The 24,357-nt window shown below is 51.8% G+C and carries 20 protein-coding genes; 7 read left to right on the top strand and 13 right to left on the bottom strand.

Features of this window, described 5'->3' with window-relative positions:
* Window positions 1–11: 11 nt before the first annotated feature.
* The 10 genes from ACO064_RS20440 to ACO064_RS20395 all read right to left on the bottom strand — a co-directional run bounded on the left by ACO064_RS20440 (window position 12) and on the right by ACO064_RS20395 (window position 13,661).
* Complete coding sequence (locus tag ACO064_RS20440) at window positions 12–428, bottom strand: hypothetical protein (RefSeq protein ID WP_421829079.1); 417 nt, start codon at window positions 426–428, stop codon at window positions 12–14.
* Between the two features lie 218 nt (window positions 429–646).
* Entirely contained in the window at window positions 647–1,675 is a 1,029-nt protein-coding gene (locus tag ACO064_RS20435; protein WP_421829078.1) for a PmoA family protein, read from the bottom strand.
* A 53-nt stretch (window positions 1,676–1,728) separates the two neighbouring features.
* Entirely contained in the window at window positions 1,729–3,078 is a 1,350-nt protein-coding gene (locus ACO064_RS20430; protein ID WP_421829077.1) for a Gfo/Idh/MocA family protein, read from the bottom strand.
* Window positions 3,079–3,301: 223 nt separating this feature from the next.
* A complete protein-coding gene (locus tag ACO064_RS20425) occupies window positions 3,302–4,003 on the bottom strand; it encodes a 3-keto-disaccharide hydrolase (RefSeq protein ID WP_421829076.1) in 702 nt (233 codons plus the stop codon).
* Window positions 4,004–4,136: 133 nt separating this feature from the next.
* The gene (locus ACO064_RS20420; protein WP_421829075.1) at window positions 4,137–5,060 is read right to left on the bottom strand and encodes a sugar phosphate isomerase/epimerase family protein; all 924 of its coding nucleotides are present in this window, start codon (window positions 5,058–5,060) and stop codon (window positions 4,137–4,139) included.
* A 171-nt stretch (window positions 5,061–5,231) separates the two neighbouring features.
* The gene (locus ACO064_RS20415) at window positions 5,232–6,968 is read right to left on the bottom strand and encodes a RagB/SusD family nutrient uptake outer membrane protein (RefSeq protein ID WP_421829074.1); all 1,737 of its coding nucleotides are present in this window, start codon (window positions 6,966–6,968) and stop codon (window positions 5,232–5,234) included.
* Between the two features lie 33 nt (window positions 6,969–7,001).
* Window positions 7,002–9,956, bottom strand: coding sequence for a SusC/RagA family TonB-linked outer membrane protein (locus ACO064_RS20410; protein WP_421831044.1), 2,955 nt, complete (start codon window positions 9,954–9,956; stop codon window positions 7,002–7,004).
* Window positions 9,957–10,178: 222 nt separating this feature from the next.
* Window positions 10,179–11,021 (bottom strand): FecR family protein, encoded by an 843-nt coding sequence (locus tag ACO064_RS20405; protein WP_421829073.1) that lies wholly within the window; start codon window positions 11,019–11,021, stop codon window positions 10,179–10,181.
* Between the two features lie 237 nt (window positions 11,022–11,258).
* Complete coding sequence (locus ACO064_RS20400; RefSeq protein WP_421829072.1) at window positions 11,259–12,116, bottom strand: CAP domain-containing protein; 858 nt, start codon at window positions 12,114–12,116, stop codon at window positions 11,259–11,261.
* A gap of 108 nt (window positions 12,117–12,224) precedes the next feature.
* Complete coding sequence (locus tag ACO064_RS20395; RefSeq protein WP_421829071.1) at window positions 12,225–13,661, bottom strand: T9SS type A sorting domain-containing protein; 1,437 nt, start codon at window positions 13,659–13,661, stop codon at window positions 12,225–12,227.
* A gap of 278 nt (window positions 13,662–13,939) precedes the next feature.
* Here ACO064_RS20395 and ACO064_RS20390 point away from each other — a divergent pair, with 278 nt between their 5' ends.
* A complete protein-coding gene (locus ACO064_RS20390) occupies window positions 13,940–15,619 on the top strand; it encodes an AMP-binding protein (RefSeq protein ID WP_421829070.1) in 1,680 nt (559 codons plus the stop codon).
* A 182-nt stretch (window positions 15,620–15,801) separates the two neighbouring features.
* Here the strand turns inward: ACO064_RS20390 and ACO064_RS20385 are convergent, their stop codons facing one another.
* Entirely contained in the window at window positions 15,802–16,209 is a 408-nt protein-coding gene (locus tag ACO064_RS20385) for a hypothetical protein (protein ID WP_421829069.1), read from the bottom strand.
* Between the two features lie 454 nt (window positions 16,210–16,663).
* Window positions 16,664–17,575, bottom strand: coding sequence for a nucleotidyltransferase family protein (locus ACO064_RS20380; RefSeq protein WP_421829068.1), 912 nt, complete (start codon window positions 17,573–17,575; stop codon window positions 16,664–16,666).
* 291 nt (window positions 17,576–17,866) lie between these two features.
* Between ACO064_RS20380 and ACO064_RS20375 the strand changes: the two genes are divergently transcribed.
* The 6 genes from ACO064_RS20375 (at window position 17,867) to ACO064_RS20350 (ending at window position 23,404) form a co-directional block, all read left to right on the top strand.
* Window positions 17,867–19,045: a homogentisate 1,2-dioxygenase gene (locus ACO064_RS20375; RefSeq protein ID WP_421829067.1), complete on the top strand. Its 1,179-nt coding sequence runs from the start codon at window positions 17,867–17,869 to the stop codon at window positions 19,043–19,045.
* 111 nt (window positions 19,046–19,156) lie between these two features.
* Window positions 19,157–20,293 (top strand): 4-hydroxyphenylpyruvate dioxygenase, encoded by a 1,137-nt coding sequence (gene hppD / locus ACO064_RS20370; protein WP_421829066.1) that lies wholly within the window; start codon window positions 19,157–19,159, stop codon window positions 20,291–20,293.
* Between the two features lie 107 nt (window positions 20,294–20,400).
* Window positions 20,401–21,123, top strand: coding sequence for a phenylalanine 4-monooxygenase (phhA, locus tag ACO064_RS20365; RefSeq protein WP_421829065.1), 723 nt, complete (start codon window positions 20,401–20,403; stop codon window positions 21,121–21,123).
* A 99-nt stretch (window positions 21,124–21,222) separates the two neighbouring features.
* Window positions 21,223–21,660, top strand: a complete 438-nt coding sequence (locus tag ACO064_RS20360) for a MarR family winged helix-turn-helix transcriptional regulator (protein ID WP_421829064.1) — start codon at window positions 21,223–21,225, stop codon at window positions 21,658–21,660.
* Window positions 21,657–22,844: a fumarylacetoacetase gene (gene fahA / locus ACO064_RS20355; RefSeq protein WP_421829063.1), complete on the top strand. Its 1,188-nt coding sequence runs from the start codon at window positions 21,657–21,659 to the stop codon at window positions 22,842–22,844. Before ACO064_RS20360 ends, fahA begins: the two co-directional genes overlap by 4 nt.
* 197 nt (window positions 22,845–23,041) lie before the next feature.
* Window positions 23,042–23,404 carry a DUF1801 domain-containing protein gene (locus tag ACO064_RS20350; RefSeq protein WP_421829062.1) on the top strand — a complete coding sequence of 121 codons (363 nt, stop codon included), beginning with the start codon at window positions 23,042–23,044 and terminating at the stop codon, window positions 23,402–23,404.
* A gap of 311 nt (window positions 23,405–23,715) precedes the next feature.
* Here ACO064_RS20350 and ACO064_RS20345 read toward each other — a convergent pair whose 3' ends face one another.
* A complete protein-coding gene (locus ACO064_RS20345) occupies window positions 23,716–24,330 on the bottom strand; it encodes a DUF6624 domain-containing protein (protein ID WP_421829061.1) in 615 nt (204 codons plus the stop codon).
* Window positions 24,331–24,357 lie beyond the last annotated feature (27 nt).

Genomic DNA, 24,357 nt, shown 5'->3' with positions numbered 1-24,357 from the left:
CGCATCCCTTTTCAGCCAACACAAGCGTTGGCCTCAAATTGCTGTAATCCCTTCCGTAGCTTTTCGATGTCTTCAACGGGCCAGTCCAGCCGTTTATTGGCCGACATCCGCCGAAGGTGCAATTGCGTAGCCTGCTCCAGAAGACGGCGTTTGGAAGGCGGCATTTTCAATGCCTGGCTCATGAAGGGCGCTAACTCCTGCTCCAGGCGCACACAGGCATTGTCGGGCAAACCGAAGTATTCGGCCAGCAACCGAACTTCACTAACCCGCCATAGACCCGGTTTCTGGCGCCGTAGGCGAATCGTATTCTCGGTTAACCGAACGGTTTCGCTCAATCCCCGGCTGTCGACAGCACGGTCTTTCATCCGCCACATAATGGCCCGGTATGTGTTCATGTAAGAGTCGATGAGCTGTTGCAATGGTTCCATGCTGGTGTCTTTAATGTGATTTGGGTTAATACCAGACACTGAATCAAAAAAAAAGCCATCCGAGCGATCAGATGGCACAAATTGACTTTTAGCACTTACTTGATGGTTAGAAGTAACCGATCATAGAAATAAGCAAATTTGCAGTAGCGTATGAAGCCTGCATTGGTCACAACAAAAGCCCGCAGGCAATTACTATGCCTTGTTGCTCAAAAATTTAACTAATTCGCAAATTGATTGACTTTCTGGCTCAGCGCATCATCGGAAACCGAACCGCTTGTAATCAGTACTTCATACCGGAAGGTTACGGACTTGCCCGCAGGCAGCACATAATTCATCGGCTTGTCTTTACCTTCGCTCATCACACTGGGAGCCAATGGATTAGCAGCATACAAACCGTAGCCACGCGAGTGCCAGTAGGTCGGGTAGCCGATGTTTTTCGGATTATCCAGGAGTGCGACTGAAACGTTTTCGCCGTTGATCACACCCGTCAGGTTCATCCATTTGGCGCGCGTTCCCCATACTTTTTCGCCTTCTACCCCTTCGCTGCTTTTGTATTTTCCGGTGACACCCGTATTATCCATCTGGGATACTTTGGTTGCCACACCGCTCGCATCCGTGAACACTTCCGGCTTGTTCGACGGGTGTTCCAGTTGCCGGGCGAGCCGGATCGCTACCATGCCTTCTTTGTTGTCTTTAAACGTCACGTCTTTGCCCAGGGCTTTCAGCGTCGTTGTCCGGTCGATGATGCGTTCTTTTGGCGTGCCGCGAAAAACAAACGTCGTCGTCTCCTGCAATAAGGGCTTGCCGTCTTTATCGAGCCAATCGGCGGTCACGACCAGTTCGCCCACGTCTTTTCCACTTTTCAGCGATTTAATCCCCGTGTGAACGATGGTGCCAAACGGGCCGCCATGCCCTTTTACATCGTTGGAATTGTTCCAGAAATCGTGGCCATTCACATCGCCATAATTGAGCCACATGCCCACATGGTGCGGGTGATCGACGCGCTCGCCGGGCCGGGGGTCCATCGGCCAGCCGCGCGTGATGAAATTGCCTCCTGCCGTCCGGATCGGATACAGCACCGGTTTTTTCAGGACATCCGGCCCCGGGTAGATGTAAGAGGTAAACGGTTTGCCATCAACCGTAACATCCACGCGTTTCTGCGCCTGGTTATTCGTCAGTTGCACAGCTTGTTTCTGGGCCATTGCGCCGAGCGCCAACACGCAGAAAGCAAAGGTTAGTTTTTTCATTTTCAGGTGGCTATTTATAGGAACGTGGCCCGGCCACGCTCCTATCTAATCAATTAAACTTTTACGGTTTTTCCACTTGCCATGATTTCCTGCTTGGCGTTATCGAAAGTAACCCGCTCGCCGGTTTGGTATGCGATGGTCGACATGATGCTGGCCACGGAGTGATTATAGCCGACTTTAGCCGGTGCATTCGGTTCTTTCCGACTGCGAACGCACTCCATCCAGTTCCGCATGTGCGCCGAAGTCATCGGGTCAGCGCCGGTGTTGGCCGAAGTCACCTGTTTTTCACCGGTTGTGGCCAGTGACTGGGCAGCCAGCAAATTGGGTTTCATGCCCATTTCAGCCGCAGCCTTGGCTTCCAGACCACCTTCTGAGCTAATCTTGTTCGTATCCAGATTGATCATACCGCCGTTCGAGTAGTATAATTCTTTCGTTCCGCCCGCTTCGTTGTTCATTCGTGAGCTATACAGCACCTGAAAACCTTTGCTTTTGTCGTCGTCCGGGCCGTAATCGAAAACCGCCGTGAATGTATCGGGGTTCACACGCCCATCTTTCCAGACATAAATTCCCCCGTTGGCAACCACGCTGCGCGGGTGATCATAGCCACTAAACCAGTGAACGGTATCGATTTGGTGCGACATCCACTGACCCGGGATACCCGAAGAATACGGATAGAACAGTCGGAATTCCAAATACTTGCGCGGATCCCATTCCACCATCGGGCGGTTCATCAAATACCGCTTCCAGTCAGTTTCTTCTTTCTTGATTTCGGAAACGAGTTTTGCCCGGCGCCACCGTCCCGGCTGGTTGACATTCCAGGTCATTTCAACCATTGTGATGTCACCAAACTTCCCGGATTTGATGTATTCATTGGCGGCCCAATAATTCGGTGTACTCCGGCGTTGCGAGCCTACCTGTACAATTTTCTTGCTTTTTTCGACGGCTTTCAACGCCTTGCGGGCATCCTCCAGCGATTCTGCAAACGGTTTTTCGACGTACACATCGCGTCCGGCATCCACGGCTTCCGCACAGTGCAGCGCGTGTTGAAAGTCAGCGGTACTGATGATGACCGCATCCACATCCTTGCGATCGTAGAGTTCGTCGTTGTTACGGCATTTGGCAAAATTGTCATTGCCAATGAATCCTTTTCCCTTCAGATAAGCCTCCGCTTCGTCGCGCCGACGGCTCCAGAGGTCGGAAACCGCCACAAACTCGAAGTTGAGCTCTTTGGCATGGCTGGCAAAACTGGGGGCCAAAGCACCCCGGAACCGGTCTGAGAACCCGACAATGCCAACCCGAACGCGGTCGGCGGAACCCAGGATTCGGGCATAACTAGCGGCAGAGAAGCTCATTCCGAGCCCCGCCAGTGCAGATTTCTTTATAAAGTCGCGACGATTTTCCATGCGGCTGGTCGTTTAAATGATAAATAGAATACGTCTGGTTACTGACAAAAGACTATTAGTGAAAGACTTATTTGTGAAAAGTCTACTAGTTTTTGGTTTATTCTCTTCGCTATTCGGTGCTCGTTATTCAGTGTTCAGTGTTCGTTATTCGATATTACCTTTTTTACTTCTATTCAATATCGAATGATGAATAACGAATATCGAATAACGAAGGGAAGGGCACCTACAACGCTTTAATCTTCATACTCCGGAACGAAACGCGGTCGCCGTGATCCTGGAGCAGAATGTGGCCTTTGGGAGCTTCTCCGAAACGTCCGTGGGCGTTATACGAAGGGGCTTTGTACTTGCTTTGCGCAACCAGCTTCCGAAATTCTTCACCACCCCGTTCATATTCGACAACTTTTTTGCCGTTCAGCCAATGCTCAACATGGCTGCCTTTTGAAACCACCCGCCCCGTGTTCCATTCACCAATCGGATTGGCTTTCTTGTCTTTGGCCGGAATCAGGTCATAGAGCGACCCCACGGTTCTGTTGCCATCGCGACCCATTTTGGCATCCGGGTGTTTGTCATCATCCAGCACCTGAAATTCCAGCCCGTAGGCTGATCCTTTCGGCTTGGGGGTTTCTTCCACCACAAAATACTTCAAACCGCTGTTGGCCCCTTCGGTCAGTTTAAAGTCGAACATCAGATCGAAGTCGCCGTATTCGCCCTCCGTTACAATGTCTCCGTAGTGCGTCGATTCCGAACCGTCGGTTTTCGAGATGGTCAGCAAACCATCCTGAACAAGCCAGCCTTTTTCCGGGAACTTGTCTTTGTAGGCACCCCGCCAGCCTTTGGTGGTTTTACCGTCGAAAAGCAGTTGCCAGCCTTCTTTTTTCTCCTTGGCCGTCAGCGTGTTGGGTGCCTGCGGTTTTTCAGCAGCCATAAAACCAATTAGTATTATGGCCGAAATAAAGAATGTTTTCATAAAATATGAGTGAATGAGTGAATGAGCGAATGAGTGAATAGTGTGACAAGAATCCGGCAGGTTATTCACTCATTCGCTCATTCACAATTGGTTAAAGTGGAAAATTGAGTGTTTTAGTAATGTAATCTTTGTTGATTTGAGCGCATTGCAAAGGGGTTTTGTTCGGGTCTGGAACACCGTCCAGTTCGACCACGCCCCAGCCTTTGAACTTGATTTTCTCCAAAGCCGCAAAAACCGCCGGAACGTCGACATTACCCTGCCCCAGTTCGACAAATTTGTAAGCTTTCGGATCATCCGGTTTTTCAGGTACCGGGCTTTTGGTGTCTTTCAGGTGCAGCGTGTGCAGAACATCCTTGTATTGCACAACGGCTTTGGCCGGGTCGCCCCCGCCCTGTTTGTAGTGGGCAATATCGAGCAGCAGTTTGACGTACTTCGGATTCATTTCCTGCACCAGAATATCCACTTCTTCCGGCGTTTCGCCCCACTGTTTCATGTGGTTGTGATACGTGGCCTGAACGCCCATGTCGGCGGTTTGTTTGCCAATCTCGTTCATCACTTTCGCCAGCTTTTTCAGTTCTTCGGTGGTTGGAGCCTGCCCGTTTTTCCGAAGGCTGTTGGTCATCTGAAAGGCCGATCCGCCCAGGGCCTTCACAAAGCTGGCGTGGGCCACGTGCATATCCACGGTGCTGTCGAACTTCGCCGGATCGACCTCCACATTGCCACTCGAAAACATCGCCAGCTTCAACTGGTGCTGGCCGAGCAGGGCTTTCAGTTCCGACGGTTTGGTTTTATACGGTGCAAAGGTGTTGGCCCGGAGTTGGATTCCTTTATAGCCCAGAGAAGAGAGGTCTTTGATGGCCTGCTCGTCTTTGCCACCCCAGGTAATTCCGGAGTACCCGATTTTCAGTCCCGATTTTTTAGCGGCATCGGCCAGCAGATCGGTTCTGGTTGCCAGAACGAGCGCCGACAATCCGGCGGTGGTAAGAAACTGGCGTCTGTTTACAATAGCCTGCATAATAGGGTAGTATAGTCGGCAACCCTGAATAGGAGTTGCGGTTTTTGTTGTAAAGAATTCTAAAGGAAGGAAGAGATTTCGCCGTAAAATCTACTCAGTCCTGCCCTAAACAACAGGCCCCGAACCGGAATTCCGGTTCGGGGCCTGTCAGTCTGTTTTCAACAAGGCAAATTAATACCCCGGATTTTGCGGATATTTGGCCGCTCCACCCGCCGTACGGTCAATCTGATCCTGCGGAATGGGACGTAATAAATGGAAATCTTTCACGTTCGGAGCACCATCGGGGTTATACGCTTTGACGCGTTCCACCAGATTTCCCCACCGCTTCAGGTCAAACCACCGGTGCATTTCGCCGGCCAGTTCCCGTTCCCGTTCTTCCATAATAAAGTCCATCGTGGCCTGAGACGCCGTGATTTCCATGTCTTTCTCTTTACCGGGCCAGGCTGCCCGCCGACGAACGGCATTGATGAACGGCACCGCATCAGCCGCTTTTCCCTGTTTGATGAGTGCTTCTGCCGCTATCAGGTACGTGTCCGCCAACCGGAACATGATAAAATCACGGCTACCGGCTTCGTAGGTTCGGTCAGGGCGCAGGGCATCCATAAACTTCTGCAAATTGGGGAACAAATTGGGTTTGTATAAACTCGGCACCAACACCTGATACCGTCGTTTCGCCCGTTCTGCCAGCGGCATTTCGTAGCCCGGAATGAAGATGGCCGTGTCACCGGCAACAAACTTCAGCGACGTTTTCGAGTTGTCGAAAATCGGCGTTGTCTTGGATGGATTATTAGAGTACCAGGTGTCCTTGAAGGTCTTCTTATAGCGCGAATCGATGACGCGGTCCTTTTCAGCAAACACGACATTCAGTAAATAAGGCGTAGGCATAAACCGCCGGAAAGGACGCCCATTCACGATATCGCGCTGCATACCAGCCTGATTGTCATACTCCATCACAAAGTATAGGTGCGTCTGGTTACCGTTGATGGTGACGGTGCTGGTCGTGGTACTGTTGAAGCCTGAACCAATGTTCGTGATGGGCTCGGAGGTATACTGCGTAGCGAAAATCACTTCGTTATTTACTTCCCCTCCGCCCTGCACAAACACACTGGCAAAGTCGGGCAACAGACTGTAGGTGTAGTTTTTAATTACATTCTGGGCGTAGGTGGCGGCTTTGGCAAAATCATCAGCCGCCATGGCATCTTTGTCCGTTGCTTTCGTCAGATACACTTTTGCCAGCAAATGTTCAGCGGCTCCCTTCGTTACCCGGCCATAATCCGTGGTCGGCGGAGTGAGGTCGGTTAGTGAGCTTTCCAGATCCGTAATGATCTGTGCATATACCTCTTTCACTGGAGCGCGGGTAAACTCCTTGGTCGGCACCAGGTTTCCTTTCGTTAGCAAAGAGATAGGGCCAAACATCTGCACCAGAATAAAATAGTGATGCGCCCGCAGGAATTTCAGTTCCGAAATCCGGCGTTTTTTAATGGTTTCGTCCAATCCCGTAATCGTTGGAGCCGCTTCCAGCGCAACATTGATGGTGTTGATGGCCTTATAAAACGCGTTCCAGATGTTGTTGGTAACGCCCAACCGACCGTCGATCTGGGACGTATACTGGTTCACGAATTTAAAGCTGCCATCCGATCCCATCGTATACGTATCGGTTCCAAAAACCGTCAGCGTCATCGCATCTTCCCGGCCATAATATTCCCGCAGAGACGAATAGGCCGCTTTAACAACCGCTTCGAAACCGTTCGGCGTATTGGCATACTGGCTACCAACCTGCGAAATGGGCACCTCTTCCAGTAAGTCTTTACAACCGGTCGTACTGAGCAGCAACGCGCTCACCACCAATAATGAATGCGTGAATGACCGCGCCGTCGCACGGCGAATGAATGATTGATATGTTTTCATCTTGAAGATCTTTTTTAATCCGTTTACTTCAGGTTAGAATTTCAGGTTCAAGCCAAAGGTGGTTTGGCGTACGGCTGGTGATTGGTCTGCGTTGACATCGCCATCGGTTTCGCTATCGATCCCTTTGTATTTGGTCCGGTATTCCGAGAAAATAAAGGGCTGTTGAATGCTGGCAAAAAACCGCAGGGAACCGATGCCCAGTTTTTCCGTCAGACTCGCCGGGACATTGTACCCGAAGTTGATGTTCCGGATTTTTACGAACGTACCGTCAAAATACAGCAAGGTAGATCGGTAGGGCGGAAACTCCTGATTCTGATTCGGGCGTGGAAATTCATTGGTCGGATTGTTGGGCGTCCAGTAGTCGACATCAAGGCTATTATACCGGCCCGCCAGCGTCAGGAAGTCCTGGTGGAAAATGCTGCGGAACATGTACCCCACGCGGGCAAACACAAAGAACGACAGATCGAAGCCTTTGTATTCGAAGCGGTTGGTGAGCCCCAGGCTGTATTTTGGCACTTGCGAACCCAGAATAACGCGGTCGACCGGATCAATTTTTCCGTCGTTGTTCGTATCCTGAATTTTGATCTGGCCTACGGCACTCTGGTATTTTTTAGCCTCTTCAGCTTCGTTGGTCTGCCAGATGCCAATTTTCTTGTAATCGAAGTAGGCCGTCAGCGGCTGACCGATGAAACGCGAGTTTCCGACATCGTCGACTTTGCCGTTGAACAACTCCAGAATCGATTCCCGGTTGCGGGTAAACTGGAAGTCGGTCGTCCAGCGGAATCCACCGGGCGCATCGACGTTGACCGTCGACAGGGTCAGCTCAACCCCCTGGTTCCGGGTTTTTCCCACGTTCCGCAGTACACGGTCGAAACCGCTTGTCAACGGCAACTGGTCAAACAGCAGCAGGTCGCGCGTGTCGGCGCGGTAGTATTCGAGCGAGCCGGAAATCCGTCCGCTGAACAGACTGAAATCCAACCCGACGTTGCTGTTGGTGGTCGATTCCCACTTCAAATCCGGATTGCCGATGGTGAAGGGCCAGTAGCCGAATGCGCCAGTCGAACCAAATGCATACGACGAACGGGCCAACTGAGCCTGGGTTTGATAGGGATCGATGGCCGTGCTACCGATTGAACCATAGCTGGCCCGTAGTTTCAGGTTATCGATCCAGCGAACGGACTTCAGAAACCCTTCGTTGCTCAAATTCCAGCCGACAGCCGCCGAGGGAAAAAAACCGTATTTCGTGTTTTCACCAAACCGCGATGAACCGTCGTAGCGGGCTGTCAATGTCAGCAGGTATTTCTCTTTGTAGTCGTAGTTCACCCGGGCCATGTAGGAGTTCAGGACCCAACGGCGTACGTTAGAGCCTACCGAGTTGATCAGCGAAGCCTGCCCCAGATTATAGAACTGCTGCGTTTCAGCCGGTACGCCCGTCACCGAGATTTGATTGGTTTCGTAATCGTCTTTCTGAATCGAGTGGAGTGCCGTAACGTTCAGGTTATGAATATCATTGAACCTTTTGTTGTAGGTCAGGATGTTCTCCAGTGTCCAGTTAAACTGGTATTCATTGAACGAGAAAGCGGTCGGATCGGCACCCCGGCGGGCGTTGGTCTGGCTACCCACAAACCGCCCAATGCGACGGTTGGTCAGGTCAGGCCCGAAATTGACGCGGTATTTCAAGCCATCGATGATGTTCCATTCGCCGTAGATGCTGTTAAAAATCCGCATCCGCTTGGTCAGATCGATCTGCGCACCCGGAATCACTTCGGCAATCGGGTTGGTCCGCAGACCATCCGAGGTCGGCAGAAAAATCAGGTTGCCATTGTCGTCATACGGTTTTCCCAATGGGTTTTCAGCATAAGCTCCACCCAGCGGATTGAAGTTTTCGCCGTTGCGGGTGCTGTAAACGCCCAGGGTCGAAATACCGACTTTGATTTTCTTGCTAATCTGGTGATCCAGGTTAATCCGGAACGTATACCGGGTAAAATCCTGGTTCTTCACGACACCCACGTCCTTGAAGTAGTTACCGGAAATTGAAAACTGCGTTTTTTCATTACCACCTTGTACGCCAACCTGGTGGCTCTGAATTTGCCCCTGTTGCATCAGGTAGGACTGATAATCCGTTGTACGATTATTTTGGATCCCATCCAATTCGATCGGCTCAAAGAGTTTGTCATCGGTGGTGTAGGCATTGACCGCCCGGCGGGATTCGCGCTTGTATTCCGCAAATTCGGCTCCATTAAAAACATCGATCTGGCCAAGCCGGTCGGTAAAACCGTAATAGCCATCATAACTGACGACGGTTTTGCCCGGCTTACCCCGCTTCGTGGTGATCAACACAACGCCATTAGAACCGCGCGACCCGTAGATGGCCGTCGCCGACGCATCCTTCAACACTTCCATCGAGGCAATATCGTACGGGTTAATATCGTCAATTCCACCCGCCAACGGAATCCCGTCGACGACATACAGCGGATCATTCGACGCATTGATCGACCGGCGACCGCGAATCCGGACGACCGGGCCGGCGCCCGGCTTGCTGCTGCTCTGCACCACATCGACCCCGGCAGCCCGGCCCTGGAGTGCCTGGCGGGCATTGGTAATGGGCAGTTCGGCAATTTCTTTTGCGCCAACGGAGGAGATTGCTCCGGTTAACTGGCTCTTTTTCTGCGTACCGTATCCGACTACGACCACTTCGTTCAGCGTGCGCTGATCAACGGCCAGTTTGATGTTGATGCTCGACTGGGCACCCACGGTAACTTCCTGGGAAAGAAAACCGACCGACGAAAAAACCAGCACGGCATTATTGTCCGGAATCGCCAGCTTATAATTACCTTCGGCGTCGGTGGTGGTTCCGCGCGTCGATCCTTTTACGGCCACGTTGACGCCCGGCAGGGGGGTGCTGTCTTCGGCCGTCAAAATCTGGCCCGAAACCGTCCGTTCCTGAAGAGCAGGGTCCGTAATTTCACCGGGCTTCAGATTGGCCATTGGCAGGCCTTTCAGGTTGGCAGCGTGTATGTCTGCGGGGTGGCGGTGTGGGCCAATAGCGGCCTCGACGGGCAGGCTACCGGCCAGCAGACCCGCCAACCCGCAAGCTCCCAGGCGAGTTGCAGCAGCAACCTGCCCTGCTTTAGCAGAGAGAAAGGAAGTAATGATGCACTTCATAATAGAGATTGGTTGGTTAAACGTGTAGAAATAATAGAGATTGAATTAGATCGAATGGATGACCGACGACGGTTGCAGATCGGTATCGCTAAGGATATAAGATGTTTTGTTCTGAACGGTAACCGGTGTCGGGGCCGGAATTTCAACGGACTCACCGGGTTTCATTTCGATGATCTGCGGATCGTCGTTGCGCATCAGCTTTATTTTACCGGCCGAAAGATCAACCCGCGTTCCTTTCTTTCGTTGAGAAACCGTGAAGAGGGTTCCCTGCGCTTCCACGGTCAGGGTGGTCGTGTGAACCCGAAACTTGCTGTCTTCACCGGAACCATAGCGTTGGGCGACGGTAAAAAAGGCTTCACCTTCGAGCCAAACCGCCCTTGGCACTTCTTCCGACCAGACGCGGGCGTACCGGATCTGGCTGTTGCCGATCAGTTTTACCAGCGTTCCATCGGGCAGCTTCACTGTTTTAGCCACGCCAACCGGTGTCCGGACGGTTTCCATCGCATGTGACCACTGCGTCCAGAGAACCCAGCCGATAAAGAGCACGATGCCAGCCGCAGCACTCACCCACCGAAAAATATACCAGTTGGTTACCCAACTCTGGATTTCGGGTTGCAGGGGTTGCAACTCCGGCATTTCCTGAATCGATGACCGGATTCGCCCCCACAACGACATCACCTCCTCTCCTTCCATCGGCCGCGACGCCGGGCTTGAAGCCATGCGAACCAGTTCGCGGGCGAAATCGACAACTTCCGTTTTATAAGGATGGTGAGCCAGCCAACCCTCCCAGTACGCCGAAACCTCAGCGTCATCAGGATGTTGAACCCACCGAATGAATAATTCGTCAGCGGCTAACTCCTCGGCAGTATAGGCGGAGAAGTGTTTCATTTAGTATTTTTTGTAGATAAAGTTTACTATGCCATAAAAGAAGCCCATTCAAACGTTCTACTTGCCCTACTTTGAAATTTGACGACAAGACTTTTTCACAAGCCTGCTTTCACCACACCCCGCCCCATCAGCGGCTTAAAACGGCATAGCAAAGCGGTTTCCGGGAAATATACTCAAGTACATTTCCCGGAAACGTAAAATAAACAAACCGCTAAACGGGCGATTTGGGGCGAAAATTTACGGAATAGAATACGCGCAATCGGCGGCTGGATCAACCAGATTCATGACCACGACGTGGCCAACCCGCTGGTAGCCCGGCATTTTGGAGCAAGGGCCATAGTCCGCCCGTGTTGCCAGTCCGACGCCCAGAAAACCTTCGCTGCCAACGCCCCCCCGGTTATTCTGAAACCCTTTTCCGCCGGACGCATCTTTGTCCTGAATCAGCAACGTTTCCCGATGTCCCCAGGCCACGACGGCATCCTGGTAGAGCCAGGAGAAAATGGCTTGCTCCACGATGAAAGCCGGTAGGTCCAGAACCGGTTTGTCACTGGAATAGTAACAAAACATGTAGATATTCTCGGCCCGCGACATAAACTCGTAGCATTTTCCGCTAAACACCGTCTGGGCGTTGATGCGTTGCAGGGCCGTCCGGCCATCCCGGCTGGTGTGCCCAAAAAAGTTGTGTGTGGTCATGTCCGCAGCGTGGGCCTGGGCCACGGCGTTCAGGTGGGTTTCCAGGGCTTCGAGCGGCAGGCCGAGTGCTTTTTCGGTACCATACTGCACATCCGCCCGCGCTTTTCGCTCGCCGTTCGTTAGCCACAACGCCCGTTCTGCCGGGGATAGTTTGGTATAATTTTCCGGTAACGACAGGGTTCCCAGGCTATTGGGGGGCAGTTTCATCTGCTTCTCTTCCTGCCGACGGGCATAGTTGAACGCATTCACGACTTGAGCCGGTGTGTCGAAAACCGGAAAACCGTTGGGCGCACTGGTATACGTCGGCTCCTTCGGTAATTTCACATCCGCCTTCAGGTTTTTCGGTGCCTGACCGAACGCTAAACCGGAAAGCAACAGAAGGGCACTGGTAAGTTGTCGCATCAAAAGGGCGTTAGTTGCCAACCCGGGTCACCTGCACCGTTGCGAAAAATACGGAACGAACACAAACAACCCAATAATTTGCCGTTGCGATTTCGAAAGATCCGGTTTTTAGTGGCCCACCAGCAGCCGCAATACATTCTGCACCCGGCCCTTTGCATCCCGCACCCTCACCCAATACAGGCCGGGTGCCAGCACCTGACGCGGAACAACGTCTGTCGAAGCGGGCGCTGCCATTGTTCGAACCGGTAGTTCGATCCCTGCCGTGTTGATCAATTGAAGATTTAGTTCATCACTCCCTGCTGCTACCAGCGTAAACCGCCCGTCGGCACTGGGATTGGGGAAAAGGTAAATATCCCGGTCTGTCGATTCAATGTTTATAGCTACTATTTTCGAGAGTTCCGTGCGACCATTGGCGTCGATTTGCCGCAACCGGTAATAATACGTCTGGCCCGGTGTCACTTCCTCATCCGTCCAGCCATACGTGCTGGTTTCCGAACTCGTCCCGTTTCCACGAACAAATCCGATTTTCTCAAATGACTGGGCATCCCGGCTTTTCAGGACATCGAACCCCAGGCTCCCCTGCTCCCAACCGGTCGACCAGCCCATCACGGCTTTTCCCTGGCGGGAAGCACCCGAAAAGTAGAGCAGATGGACGGGAAGGGCATCCGTCGTGTTGAATGTACAGCTTGCACCGGCTGTCGGGTCGGCAATGTTCATCACCACAACATGCCCGGCGAAGCTACCCGAGCAAGATGCCGAATAGGCGCCAACGGCTGTCGAAGCAATTCCAATACCGAGAAAGCCTTCGCTGGAAGCGCTACCATGATCATTTACATAACCACGAAGCGTATTTGGTGGAGGTGCCAGATAAATATCATCATTTTGAATCAGCATGGCTTTCCGATGTCCCCAATTTGCTGACGAATCCCGGTAAAGCCAGTTAAAAATGGCTTGTTCTACCAAAAAAGTTGGCGTGGACGCGCTACCAGTACAGGCAACGTAAATATTCTCTGAATAGCCCATACTGGTCTGACAGCCAGAAGCATAGGTGCCATTTACCCGATCAAATGAAGACGAACCCCCTACCCCCGTGTGGGAAAACGTATTGCTGGAAACCAGATAACTCGCGTGGCTCTGAGCTGTATTGATCAGCGCACTCTCGGTTGCTTCCATCGGTAAGCCCAAAACCGCCGTTGTCCCGGGATACGTGATACCACTCCGGGCGATCCGTTCCTGATTGATGAGATACAATGCCCGGTCATTGGGCGAAAAAGTGGCATAATTAGCTGGTAACGTTAAGTTACCCAGGCTATTGACGGGCAATCCCAGCTGGGTTTCTTCGGCCCGTCGCGCCGTATTGAAAGCCGCAATAATCTGGGCCGTGCTCGAAAAAAAAGCTGAGGGAGCAAAATCCGTTTCGGTCGGCGCGGTCAACGCGATGTTGGTGGTCAGGTTCGTCGGCGATTGGGCGTTCCCGTTCAGGAAGAAAAGCGAAAAAAGGAGGATAACACAAAGGCGATTCAGAGCTGGTAAGATTGTCGTCATAAAAGTCGGGATTTCGGCGAACACCGAAGAAATGTCTGGCTTCCGGATGTTCCTTTTATTGAGACGGTTAGGACGAAGTTTAGTAACAAATTCCAGCGAAAATTTTTACTTGGCCTGCCTTGGCGTCTTCCTTCGAGCCTTTACCCCGTTTTTCTGATCTTTCAAAACCCATTTCTGGAATTCTGCGGCTTTTTTGCTAAGATTTTCCATATTAACTACAATTATTTCAAAAACAAATACTATTTTACAGTTTTACTACCCAGCCAATCTTTACTGATATGAACACGTTACGCTCTGATTTTCAGAAAGGGCAGACGCTGCTTGACTATTTTTATTATTGGGAGAAACAACAACCCAAAAAAGTCTACCTGCGGCAACCCGAAGGCGACCGATACCGCGACTACACCTGGCGCGATGTTGGAAAACAGGCGCGGACGCTGGCGACGTACCTGAATTCGCTGGGTTTACCCCCGAAGAGCAACATTGGTCTCGTATCTAAAAATTGTGCCCACTGGATTATGGCCGACCTGGCGATTCTGCTCAGCGGCCACGTGTCCGTTCCTTTCTATCCGACTCTGACGGCCAGCCAGTTGCATCAGGTGCTGGAACACAGCGGTTGCGCGGTCTTGTTTGTCGGAAAACTGGATCAATGGCCTGCCATGAAACCGGGTGTCCCCGAAACCGTACACTGCATCAATTTTCCGGGTTACGTGACCGATCCCGACCACGCGCAGTGGGATGCGATTCTGACCCGTTACGAGCCCATGACGGACAATCCGCAGCCGCATTCCGAGGATTTATTCACGATCATTTACACGTCCGGAACAACGGGGAACCCCAAAGGCGTCATGATGCCCTATCAGGCGATGATCAGCGCCATCGACGCAACCAAACCGTTGATGTGCGTCGACGTGCCGGATTCCCGTTTCTTTTCCTATTTGCCCCTTTGTCACGTGGCTGAACGCAACCTCGTCGAAGCCCTCAGCCTCATTACGGGCGGCACGGTTTATTTTGTGGAGTCGATGGCGACGTTTGCCAACAATCTGGCGGCTGCGCGTCCGACGCATTTTCTGGGTGTTCCCCGCATCTGGCTCAAGTTCCAGCAGACGATCCTCGCTACGCTTCCGCAGCAAAAACTCGATCGGCTGCTCAAAATTCCGGTGATTTCCGGATTGATCAAACGCAAACTCCGCATGGCCCTCGGCCTCAATGATGTCCGGCTGATTCTGACCGGCGCGGCCCCCACGCCCGTTGCCATCATCCGGTGGTTCCGGGAACTGGGCATTACCATCCAGGAAGCCTACGGCATGACGGAGAATCTGGGCGTGGTGTCGGTGATGCCACCTGACTCGATCAAAGACGGCACCGTTGGAATGCTCTATAGTGGTATTCAGGTCAAATTCGACCCCATCACGGGCGAACTCATGACCCGCTCCGACTGGACGATGCGCGGCTATTTCCGGGAACCGGAGATGACCGCAGCGGCCCTGGATGCCGACGGATGGCTCCATACCGGCGATGTGGGTGCGCTGGACGACGACGGTTTTTTAGCCATTACGGGCCGGGTGAAGGAGATATACAAAACCACCAAAGGCGAATATGTGGCACCGGCACAGATTGAAACCGGTTTTGCGGAGAACAATTTTGTAGACCAAATCTGCGTGGCCGTTCAGCAACTACCGCAACCGATTGCGCTGATTGTGTTGTCGGAAACGGGCCTCAAAGCGGACAAGATGCAGGTTTCACAAAGTCTGGAGGAGACGCTCAACGCCTTGAATCCCAATCTGCACACCTATCAGCGCGTCAAAAAAGCCGTGATCGTGAAAGAGCCGTGGACGGTTGACAACGACCTGATGACGCCTTCCCTGAAAATAAAGCGGAAAATGATCGAATCCCGGTATGAACCCCACCTCCAACCCTGGTTTGAACGGGAGGAGACGGTGATATGGGAGTGTTGAGGGAGTTTTGATGATTGACGCTGACGATTGACGATGGTCAATCGTCGATGGTCGATCGTCAATCGTCAGCAGTCAATCATCAAAAAAGGGACCGGTCAGGTTTTCAAAACCTGACCGGTCCCTTTTTTGAACTGACAAAGGTGGACGAGAATTAGTGAGTCAAAGCGGAAAGGCCCGAGGGCTTAGTTCCGCGCCAGAACCACACGGCTCACTTGCGTTTGAATAGCGAATGACTGAGAAACTTTCTCTTTGCCATAGGCTACTTCGATCACATATTTACCGTCCGCCAATTGCGAGAAGTCGAAAACCCGACCCAGTTGTTCTTTTTTGGTCAACGTGCCGCTGTACAGCTTGTTGTTAGAGTCATCAGCAATCGACACGACGATTTTATCATTAACCGGTTGATTGACCGATACTTTGAATTTCAGGTTACCAACTTCCCGGATCGAAACCGAAGCGGCTTTCGTTTCGGCTTTCGGGCCGTCCAAAACACGAGCCTCTGCTGATGAAGGAGCAATGGCTACCAGAGTCGTTGCGGCCAGCATCGCTAAGCCCAACGTTACGCTATTATTGACAAAATTCGTTTTCATAATTTTCTACAGGTTGTATTCGAACTAGGTTGTATTCAGACTTGATATAGTACAATAAACTAAATGCTTACCCTACTGAACCCTTGTCAACTCCTTTGTTGATACAAATTTATACAACATTGAATACAAGTCAATTACCTAATTGTTAATAATCGAAAAGTTGTTTATTATTTAAAGGTTAAACTTAAAAAAATTCAATACTTTACGGTTGTTTACTACAAATACTTTAAATAGTGAAATGTCCATTTTCCCGGATAAATACCAGCTTTTATAAAATAGTACAATTCATTCCCGTGGTAATGAAAAAAGCCCCAAACGCGTTGTTCGGAGCTTTTTTCAGTTTTTCAGTTTCAGGCCGAAAATTATCTTATTTTATCATAAACAAAGCCAATTCCACCAAAATCAGTGGTAAAATAAAGGTAGAAATGTCGACCGAATATCCTATCTTCAAAAACTACCATAATCTTTCAGGGTACTTTCCTTCCTCGTGCAGTCGCTTGAACGACGCCTGTACCAACGGTTTGTCATCCGGGTAGGTGACGCCAAACCATTCCGACTGGCTCCGAAAGACCTGACACTGACCCTGGTTACGCTGGATGAGATTGGTCATAATGGTCGGAATGTAAAACTCGGCTTTGGGTGCGTTATAGTTCGCGTGGGCATAATCGGCAAACTGCTCCTCGACGAGGGGAAAAACCGCCGGTTTGAAACCCCAGAAATTCATCGAAACCGGGGTGTCGGGTGCCAGCGCTGTCAGGCCGTCCGCTTCTTCAAAAACAATCTGACCCGCATCGTCACCGGCACTTTGCCGGTAGATTTTGGTTCGTTCGATTACCGACGCCAGGGTTTCATCGGCATTGAGGTCGCAAACGCCCCGCGAAACCGAGCCGTATTCCGACAGTGTATTCTGAACTTCGTAGCCCACGAGGGCGTGCATTTCATCGTCGGTATTGTTCACCAGAAAATCGGCCAGAATTTGAAATGCTTCCTGCCCGTAGAAATCGTCGGCGTTGATGACCGCAAAGGGCGTGTCGGTTTGCTCCCAGGCGCAGAGCATGGCATGGCCCGTTCCCCAGGGTTTGGTTCGCTGAATGGTGCCCAGTTCTTCCGGTACGTAGGAGTCCAGCGCCTGGATCGCAAAGTCGATCTCAATTTTACCGGCTAGTTTCGGCAGAAAAATCTCTTCAAAATCCTTCCGCAATTCTTCACGGATGATGAAAACGACTTTGCCAAAACCGGCCCGGATGGCATCATACAAGGAATAATCGATGATCGTCTCACCGTTCGGACCAAATTGATCCAGTTGTTTGATTCCACCGTAGCGGCTGCCAATACCAGCGGCCAAAATCAGGAGTGTGGGTTGCATCAGGTTTATGGAGTTGAAAGTTAAGCCCCCACCCCCCTAAAGGGCACTATATAATTCGGATTTAAATAATCCCCTTTAGGGGGGGGTAATCGCGGGCAAAAATAAGGAAATGCTGATTGCTCTCTACGCGGGTTTGTATTAAATGCACTTTACGGCCTGTAAATCCATAAAATCAATTTATAAGAAAAATATTTCCTGAAATTGTTCAATATATTTCAAGAATAACGTTATAATTGTAAGCAAAACAATAGTTAGTAAAACAAGTATTATTTCGCAGATTCAGCAACGCCCATGCCTTTCTACCATACTCTGGGTCAGATTCCGCCCAAGCGACACACCCAATTCGAAAAACCGCCGGGCCGCGACGGTGCTGCCGGGTTTTACTACGAGCAGTTGTTCGGCACCATCGGTTTCGAGGGCATGTCGTCGCTGCTGTATCATGTCCACCGGCCCACGATGGTTAAAGCGGTGCTGGAAAGTGTGGAAAAAACGCCGGTTGTGGCCATTGAGAAGAACATTCTTTCGCGCAAGCTGCTCGGTTTCAATCTGGAACCCACCAACGCGGATTTTGTGGAAAGCCGTGTTCCCCTGTTGGTCAATAAAGATCTAATCGTAGGACTGGCGGCCCCAACCCGGTCGATGACGGATTCTTTTTATAAGAATGCCGACGCGGATGAGTTGATCTTCGTTCACCGGGGTTCCGGACGGCTGCGCACCCTGCTGGGCACCATCCCGTTCCAATACGGGGATTACCTGATCATTCCGCGTGGCATGATTTACCAGATCGAGTTTGACCCGGACACGCAACCGCGTCTGTTGTATCTGGAATCGCATTCACCGATCTATACACCCAAACGGTATCGCAACCAGTTTGGCCAGTTGCTTGAGCATTCGCCGTTTTGTGAACGCGACATCAAAAGGCCGCAAAATCTAGAAACCCACGACGAAACCGGCGACTTTCTGATCAAAATCAAGAAACAGGGCGCGCTGCATTCGCTGGTGTATGCCACGCACCCGTTCGACGTCGTGGGGTGGGATGGCTACAATTATCCGTACGGTTTTTCGATTTTCAATTTCGAACCGATCACCGGACGCGTTCACCAGCCCCCGCCGGTGCATCAAACGTTTCAGACCGACGCGTTTGTGGTTTGCTCGTTCTGTCCCAGGCTCTACGACTATCATCCCAAAGCGATTCCGGCTCCGTATAACCACTCCAACATCGACTCCGACGAGGTAATTTATTACGTCGACGGCGATTTTATGAGTCGCAACGACATCGCGCCGGGCCACATCACACTGCACCCGGGCGGTATTCCGCACGGCCCGCATCCTGGTGCGATGGAACGGAGCATTGGCAAGAAAGAAACGCACGAATACGCCGTGATGGTCGACACGTTCCGGCCGCTGATGCTGACGGACGCGGCCCTGCAACTGGACGATGGAACCTATTATAAATCCTGGATTGAATAACTTTTGCCCCGTTCCCCTGAAGGGGACTTTAAGCATCCAACTTAAGCTGCGTCCAAGTTCCCTTCAGGGGAACGGGGCAAAAAGCGAAAGTCCTGAAATCATCAACAACCAATGGAAACCGCAGAATTGACACAAACAAAACCGGCTACCGATGCGGCAAAAGACTTTCTGCCGCTGAATGGTACCGATTACGTTGAATTATACGTCGCCAACGCCCTACAGTCGGCGCATTATTTCCAGACGGCGTTTGGCTTTCAGCCGCTAGCCCATGCCGGGCTGGAAACCGGCTGGCGCGACCGCGAATCGTACGTTGTCGTTCAGGGCAAAATCCGGCTGGTGCTCACCTCGCCCCTGCACGGTGGCACGGACATCGGTCAACACATCGACAAACACGGCGATGGCGTTCGGGTGGTGGCCTTGTGGGTCGACGATGCGACCAAAGCCTACGAAGAAACCACGCAGCGGGGCGCCATTCCGTTTATGGCGCCCACGCGTGAGGACGATGCGGACGGTTTTGTGGTTCGGTCAGGCATTCACACCTACGGCGACACGGTCCACATTTTTGTGGAACGGAGTCAATATGGCGGTCTTTTTCTGCCCGGTTACAAAACCTGGGAGCCGGAACACCATCCCGACGACGTGGGCCTGAAGTACGTGGATCATATGGTCGGCAATGTGGGCTGGAACGAGATGAACACCTGGGTCAACTTCTACGCCAACGTAATGGGATTTAACCAGTTGGTATCCTTCGACGACAAGGATATTTCGACCGATTACACGGCCCTGATGAGCAAGGTAATGAGCAACGGCAACGGGCGCATCAAATTCCCGATCAACGAACCCGCCGAAGGCAAGAAGAAGTCGCAGGTGGAAGAGTACCTGGATTTCTACGGCGGACCCGGTATTCAGCACATTGCCGTGGCCACGGACGACATCGTAAAAACCGTCACCGCTTTGCGCGACCGCAGCGTGGCGTTTCTGAAAGTGCCGGATGCCTATTACGCCGATCTGCTCGACCGGGTGGGGCATATTGACGAAGAAATCAATGCGTTACGCGCGCTCGGCATTTTGGTCGACCGCGACGACGAAGGCTATCTGCTCCAGATTTTCACCAAACCGGTAGGCCCCCGCCCGACCCTGTTTTTCGAAATCATCCAGCGGAAAGGCGCTAAATCATTCGGAAAAGGCAACTTCAAAGCCCTCTTCGAAGCCATTGAACACGAACAGGCATTGCGGGGAACGCTTTAACAATTGTGATTGTGTTATTGAGCGATTGAGTGAATAGCTTCACCGGAGGCAAAAAATGGCGGAGCTATTCACTCAATCGCTCAATAACACAATCACTCAATGGAACCATGACTCAGTCATACGACACTTACACCGCCGACGACCAGGTCGTCTGGCGGTTGCTCTTCGAACGGCAGATGACGCTTTTGCCGGGCAAGGCCAGTCAGGCTTATCTGGACGGCATCGACCAGGTCGGTTTTGTGGCGGATCACATTCCGGACTTTGAACGCGAGCTGAATCCCCGCTTGCTAAAGCTCACCAACTGGCGGGTTTCGGCGGTGCCGGGTTTGATTTCCAACCGCGCGTTTTTTGAGCTGATGTCGTCCCGCAACTTCCCGGCAACCACCTGGTTACGTCGGCACGAACAACTGGATTATTTGCAGGAACCGGATTTATTTCACGATACGTTCGGGCATGTGCCGATGTTGTCGAACCAGGCGTTCTGCGATTTTCTGGCGGCTCTGAGCCGGATTGCACTGGCGCACGTCGATCATCCCGAAGCCATTGAGATGATTTCGCGGTTGTATTGGTATACGGTTGAGTTTGGCTTGATTCAGGAATCGGAATTGCGGATCTACGGCGGAGGCATTCTGTCCTCGACGGGCGAAACCGCCTACAGCTTATCAGATCCACGACCGAATCGCATTCCGTATGAGGTCGGGACACTGCTGCAAACACCCTACGTCATCGACCGGTTTCAGGACCGGTATTTTGTCATCGAATCGTATGAGCAACTGTATCAATCCATTCCGGAAATTGAAGCGAAACTGGAAGAATTGTTAGTCACTTAGTTTGGACTACTTTTGTGGTCGGGTTTTGTCATGCTGCTTTGCGGGATGGCACAGCCTGTCGCTCCGGCGAATGAACCATTGAAAACCGCTATCAGACGAATGACGCATCCCTCCGATCACCGGGCTTATTTTTTTAAGATTGATACGACCATCAAGAAAATTCGGAATGCGCTCCAGAAGCAGTTCAACGAAACCGGTTTTGACTTGACAGTCGATCAATGGGTGCTCATCGATCACCTCTACCGCAACCCCGGCATCAGCCAGAATGTGCTCGCCGATCTGACCACGAAGGACGCACCGACCGTGACCCGGATGATCGATCTGCTCTGCAAAAAAGGATTGACCGAACGTCGCATGGCCGAAGACGATCGCCGGAAATTCCTGATTTTTCTGACAACAGACGGTCAAGCCAAATACGACGAAGTGTTGCCGACCGTGGTCGATATCCGCCGGAAAGGCTGGGGCGATCTGAGCGAAGAGGATTACCAGCATTTCGTCCGGATTATGGATTCGATTTATAGCAACATCAGTGAATGACCCTTCCCTACGGCATTTTTAGCACCGACGGTTCCAGTTCCCGCGTGGGCGTTCGGCTTGACAACCAGATTCTTGACCTGGAAATGGTGGGTCGTCTTAGTTTTTTCGACGACCTGGCTTTTAATCTGGCGGTATTCAAAAAACCGGTTTTGAATGATTTCATGGCGTTGGGAAAACCGCTTTGTCGGGCCGTTCGCCAGCGCCTAATCGACTTGCTGACCGATCCGGAAAAACCGCTCGAAACGTTTGCCGACTTTGTGCTGATCGATGCCGCAACCGCGACGCTCCACCTGCCGATTCACATTGGAGATTACACGGATTTTTACGCCAGCGAAGAACACGCCAGCAATGTGGGACGCATGTTTCGTCCGCAGGCTGAACCCCTGCTGCCGAACTGGAAGCATTTGCCGGTGGCCTATCACGGGCGGGCGTCGTCCATTGTGGTTTCCGGAACGCCCATCAAACGTCCGAATGGCCCGTTTTTAGGCCCGGATCAGCAGCCGGTTTTCGGTCCTACCAGGGCGCTGGATTTTGAACTGGAACTGGGCATTGTCATCGGAAAACCGTCGGTTCTGGGTGTACCGGTTTCGGTCAACGACGCCGAAGACTACGTGTTTGGACTGGTGTTGTTCAATGACTGGTCGGCGCGCGATATTCAACGCTGGGAATACCAGCCGCTGGGGCCGTTTCTGGGGAAAAATTTTGCCTCCTCAATGTCTCCCTGGGTCGTGCCGCTGGAAGCCCTCGATTCCGCTCGCATCGAGGGGCCGAAGCAGGAACCCACTCCCCTGCCTTACCTGCAATCGGGCGGACGAAGGCATTTCGACATGACGCTGGAGGTGGCCTTGCAGACGCCCGATAGCCCGGATGATGTCATCATCAGTCGAACAAACGCGCGGCATCTTTACTGGGATGTGGCCCAACTCATTGCCCACCATACCGTCAACGGTTGCAACCTGAATGTCGGCGATCTGTTGGCGACCGGAACCATATCCGGCTCAACGCCCGGCAGTTACGGTTCTCTGCTCGAACTAAGCTGGAACGGAACCCGCCCGCTGACCCTGCCCGATGGCTCCACCCGGACGTTCCTGCAAGATGGCGATACGCTGATTCTGCGCGGCTGGGCCGACGACAAACGCGTCGATTTCGGTGAGGTTCGCGGCAATATCGTTGCTTCAACCTAACGCCAGCTGATTGGTTTTACTCCCGGTTTTTTTGGTAAAACCACAAAATCACTTTTAGATTGCCAAACCCATCCATGACTGGCCAATACGGCTTCAAAACGACAGCAGAGCGGTTTTTTGGTAGTATATAATTATAATCGGCTCGATTATTGCACTTTTCATGGACAAACTATAGTTTTGGCCAACTAAACCCGCCCATGAAAAAACCAGTAGAAGACTTTTTAGCCGACTATAAACCGGAAGTTCGCGACCTAGCGCTGAAGGTTCGGGAGTTGGTTCGGAGCGTGCTGCCCGAAGCGCATGAGTCCGTTCATACCGGCTACAAAACGATTACCTACGGAACCGGCCCCCGGATGTCGGACGAAATCTGCTACATTGCGCCACTCTCTTCGAGCGTCAATCTGGGCTTCAATTATGGCACCCAACTGCCCGACCCGAACGGTTTGCTGAAAGGAACCGGAAAGCTCCTGCGGCACATCAAATTTGAATCCCCCGACGAAGTTGCATCCCCCGGCCTGACCGAGCTACTGGAAATGGCCAAAAACCACGGAAAATTCTAGCGTTTTGACTTTAGAAGTTGTTTGAATGAAGGCCGGAGGCCTGTCCTGTCAATAGTCAATAGCAGACATCAACTCGTGGTAGCTCCGGAGGAGCGGTCTAAAAACATCTTCAGGCCGCTCCTCCGGAGCTACCACGAGTTGATGTCTGCTATTGACTATTGACAGACCGCCCTTCCAGGGCCCTCCCCGGTTAACTCAAACAGCTTGTTAATGTAAAATAATAAATGACGAATACTAAATGTAAAAGTGTTGAGTCAGCGTAGCCAGACTTTTACATTTAGCATTCATCATTTGATATTTTACATTCTATTTTATTGCTTTTTCACTCCCATCCGCGCCAGATAAGCCGCCATGGGTTCCAGTTCCATCTGCTTCCGGCGCTGATCAACATTGGCTTCATCTTCAATGGGATAGACATCTTTCTGCCCCTGATTGTTGATGTGAATCTGGGTGCCGTACACCTGTTTTTCTTTCTTTTGAACCTTCACCTGGTCGGTCAGGAAAGCCACCCCGGCTTTGTCCAGTTCATTCTTCTGCGCAGCTTCCGTGACCATCGGCAAATATTTTTCGTGAACCGCCCGGTCAACGCTGTGCTGAATGATCAAAAAAGCGACCTGGTCCAGCGGTTGGCCCACCACGCTCTTGCCGGGATAGCCGCCCACCTGCGCAATGATTTTTTCCACTTCGGTCAGGTGTTCCTTGTCCATGTCCTTGATTTTCTGCCGGGCGTCCTGCGATTCTTTCGCGCCCCAGCCGTATTGCCGCTCAATGGCGTCGTAGGCCGCGCGCTCTTTCTGGTCCTTTTCGTAAATCTGCGTCAGCCGCTTGCGAACGTCGGCCATCGCTGCGGCATTTTTAGTAGCCTGCGCCCACAAGTTGGTAGTGAAAAGGCACAGGAGAATGAGAGAAAGGAATTTCGTTTTCATAATTGTCAATCAGTCGCTTACTAAAGG

It is taken from the genome of Larkinella sp., from assembly GCF_965227735.1.
Classification (GTDB): Bacteria; Bacteroidota; Bacteroidia; order Cytophagales; family Spirosomataceae; genus Larkinella.
Note: the sequence above shows the minus strand (reverse complement) of the source record. Positions and strands in the feature narration are given on the sequence as shown.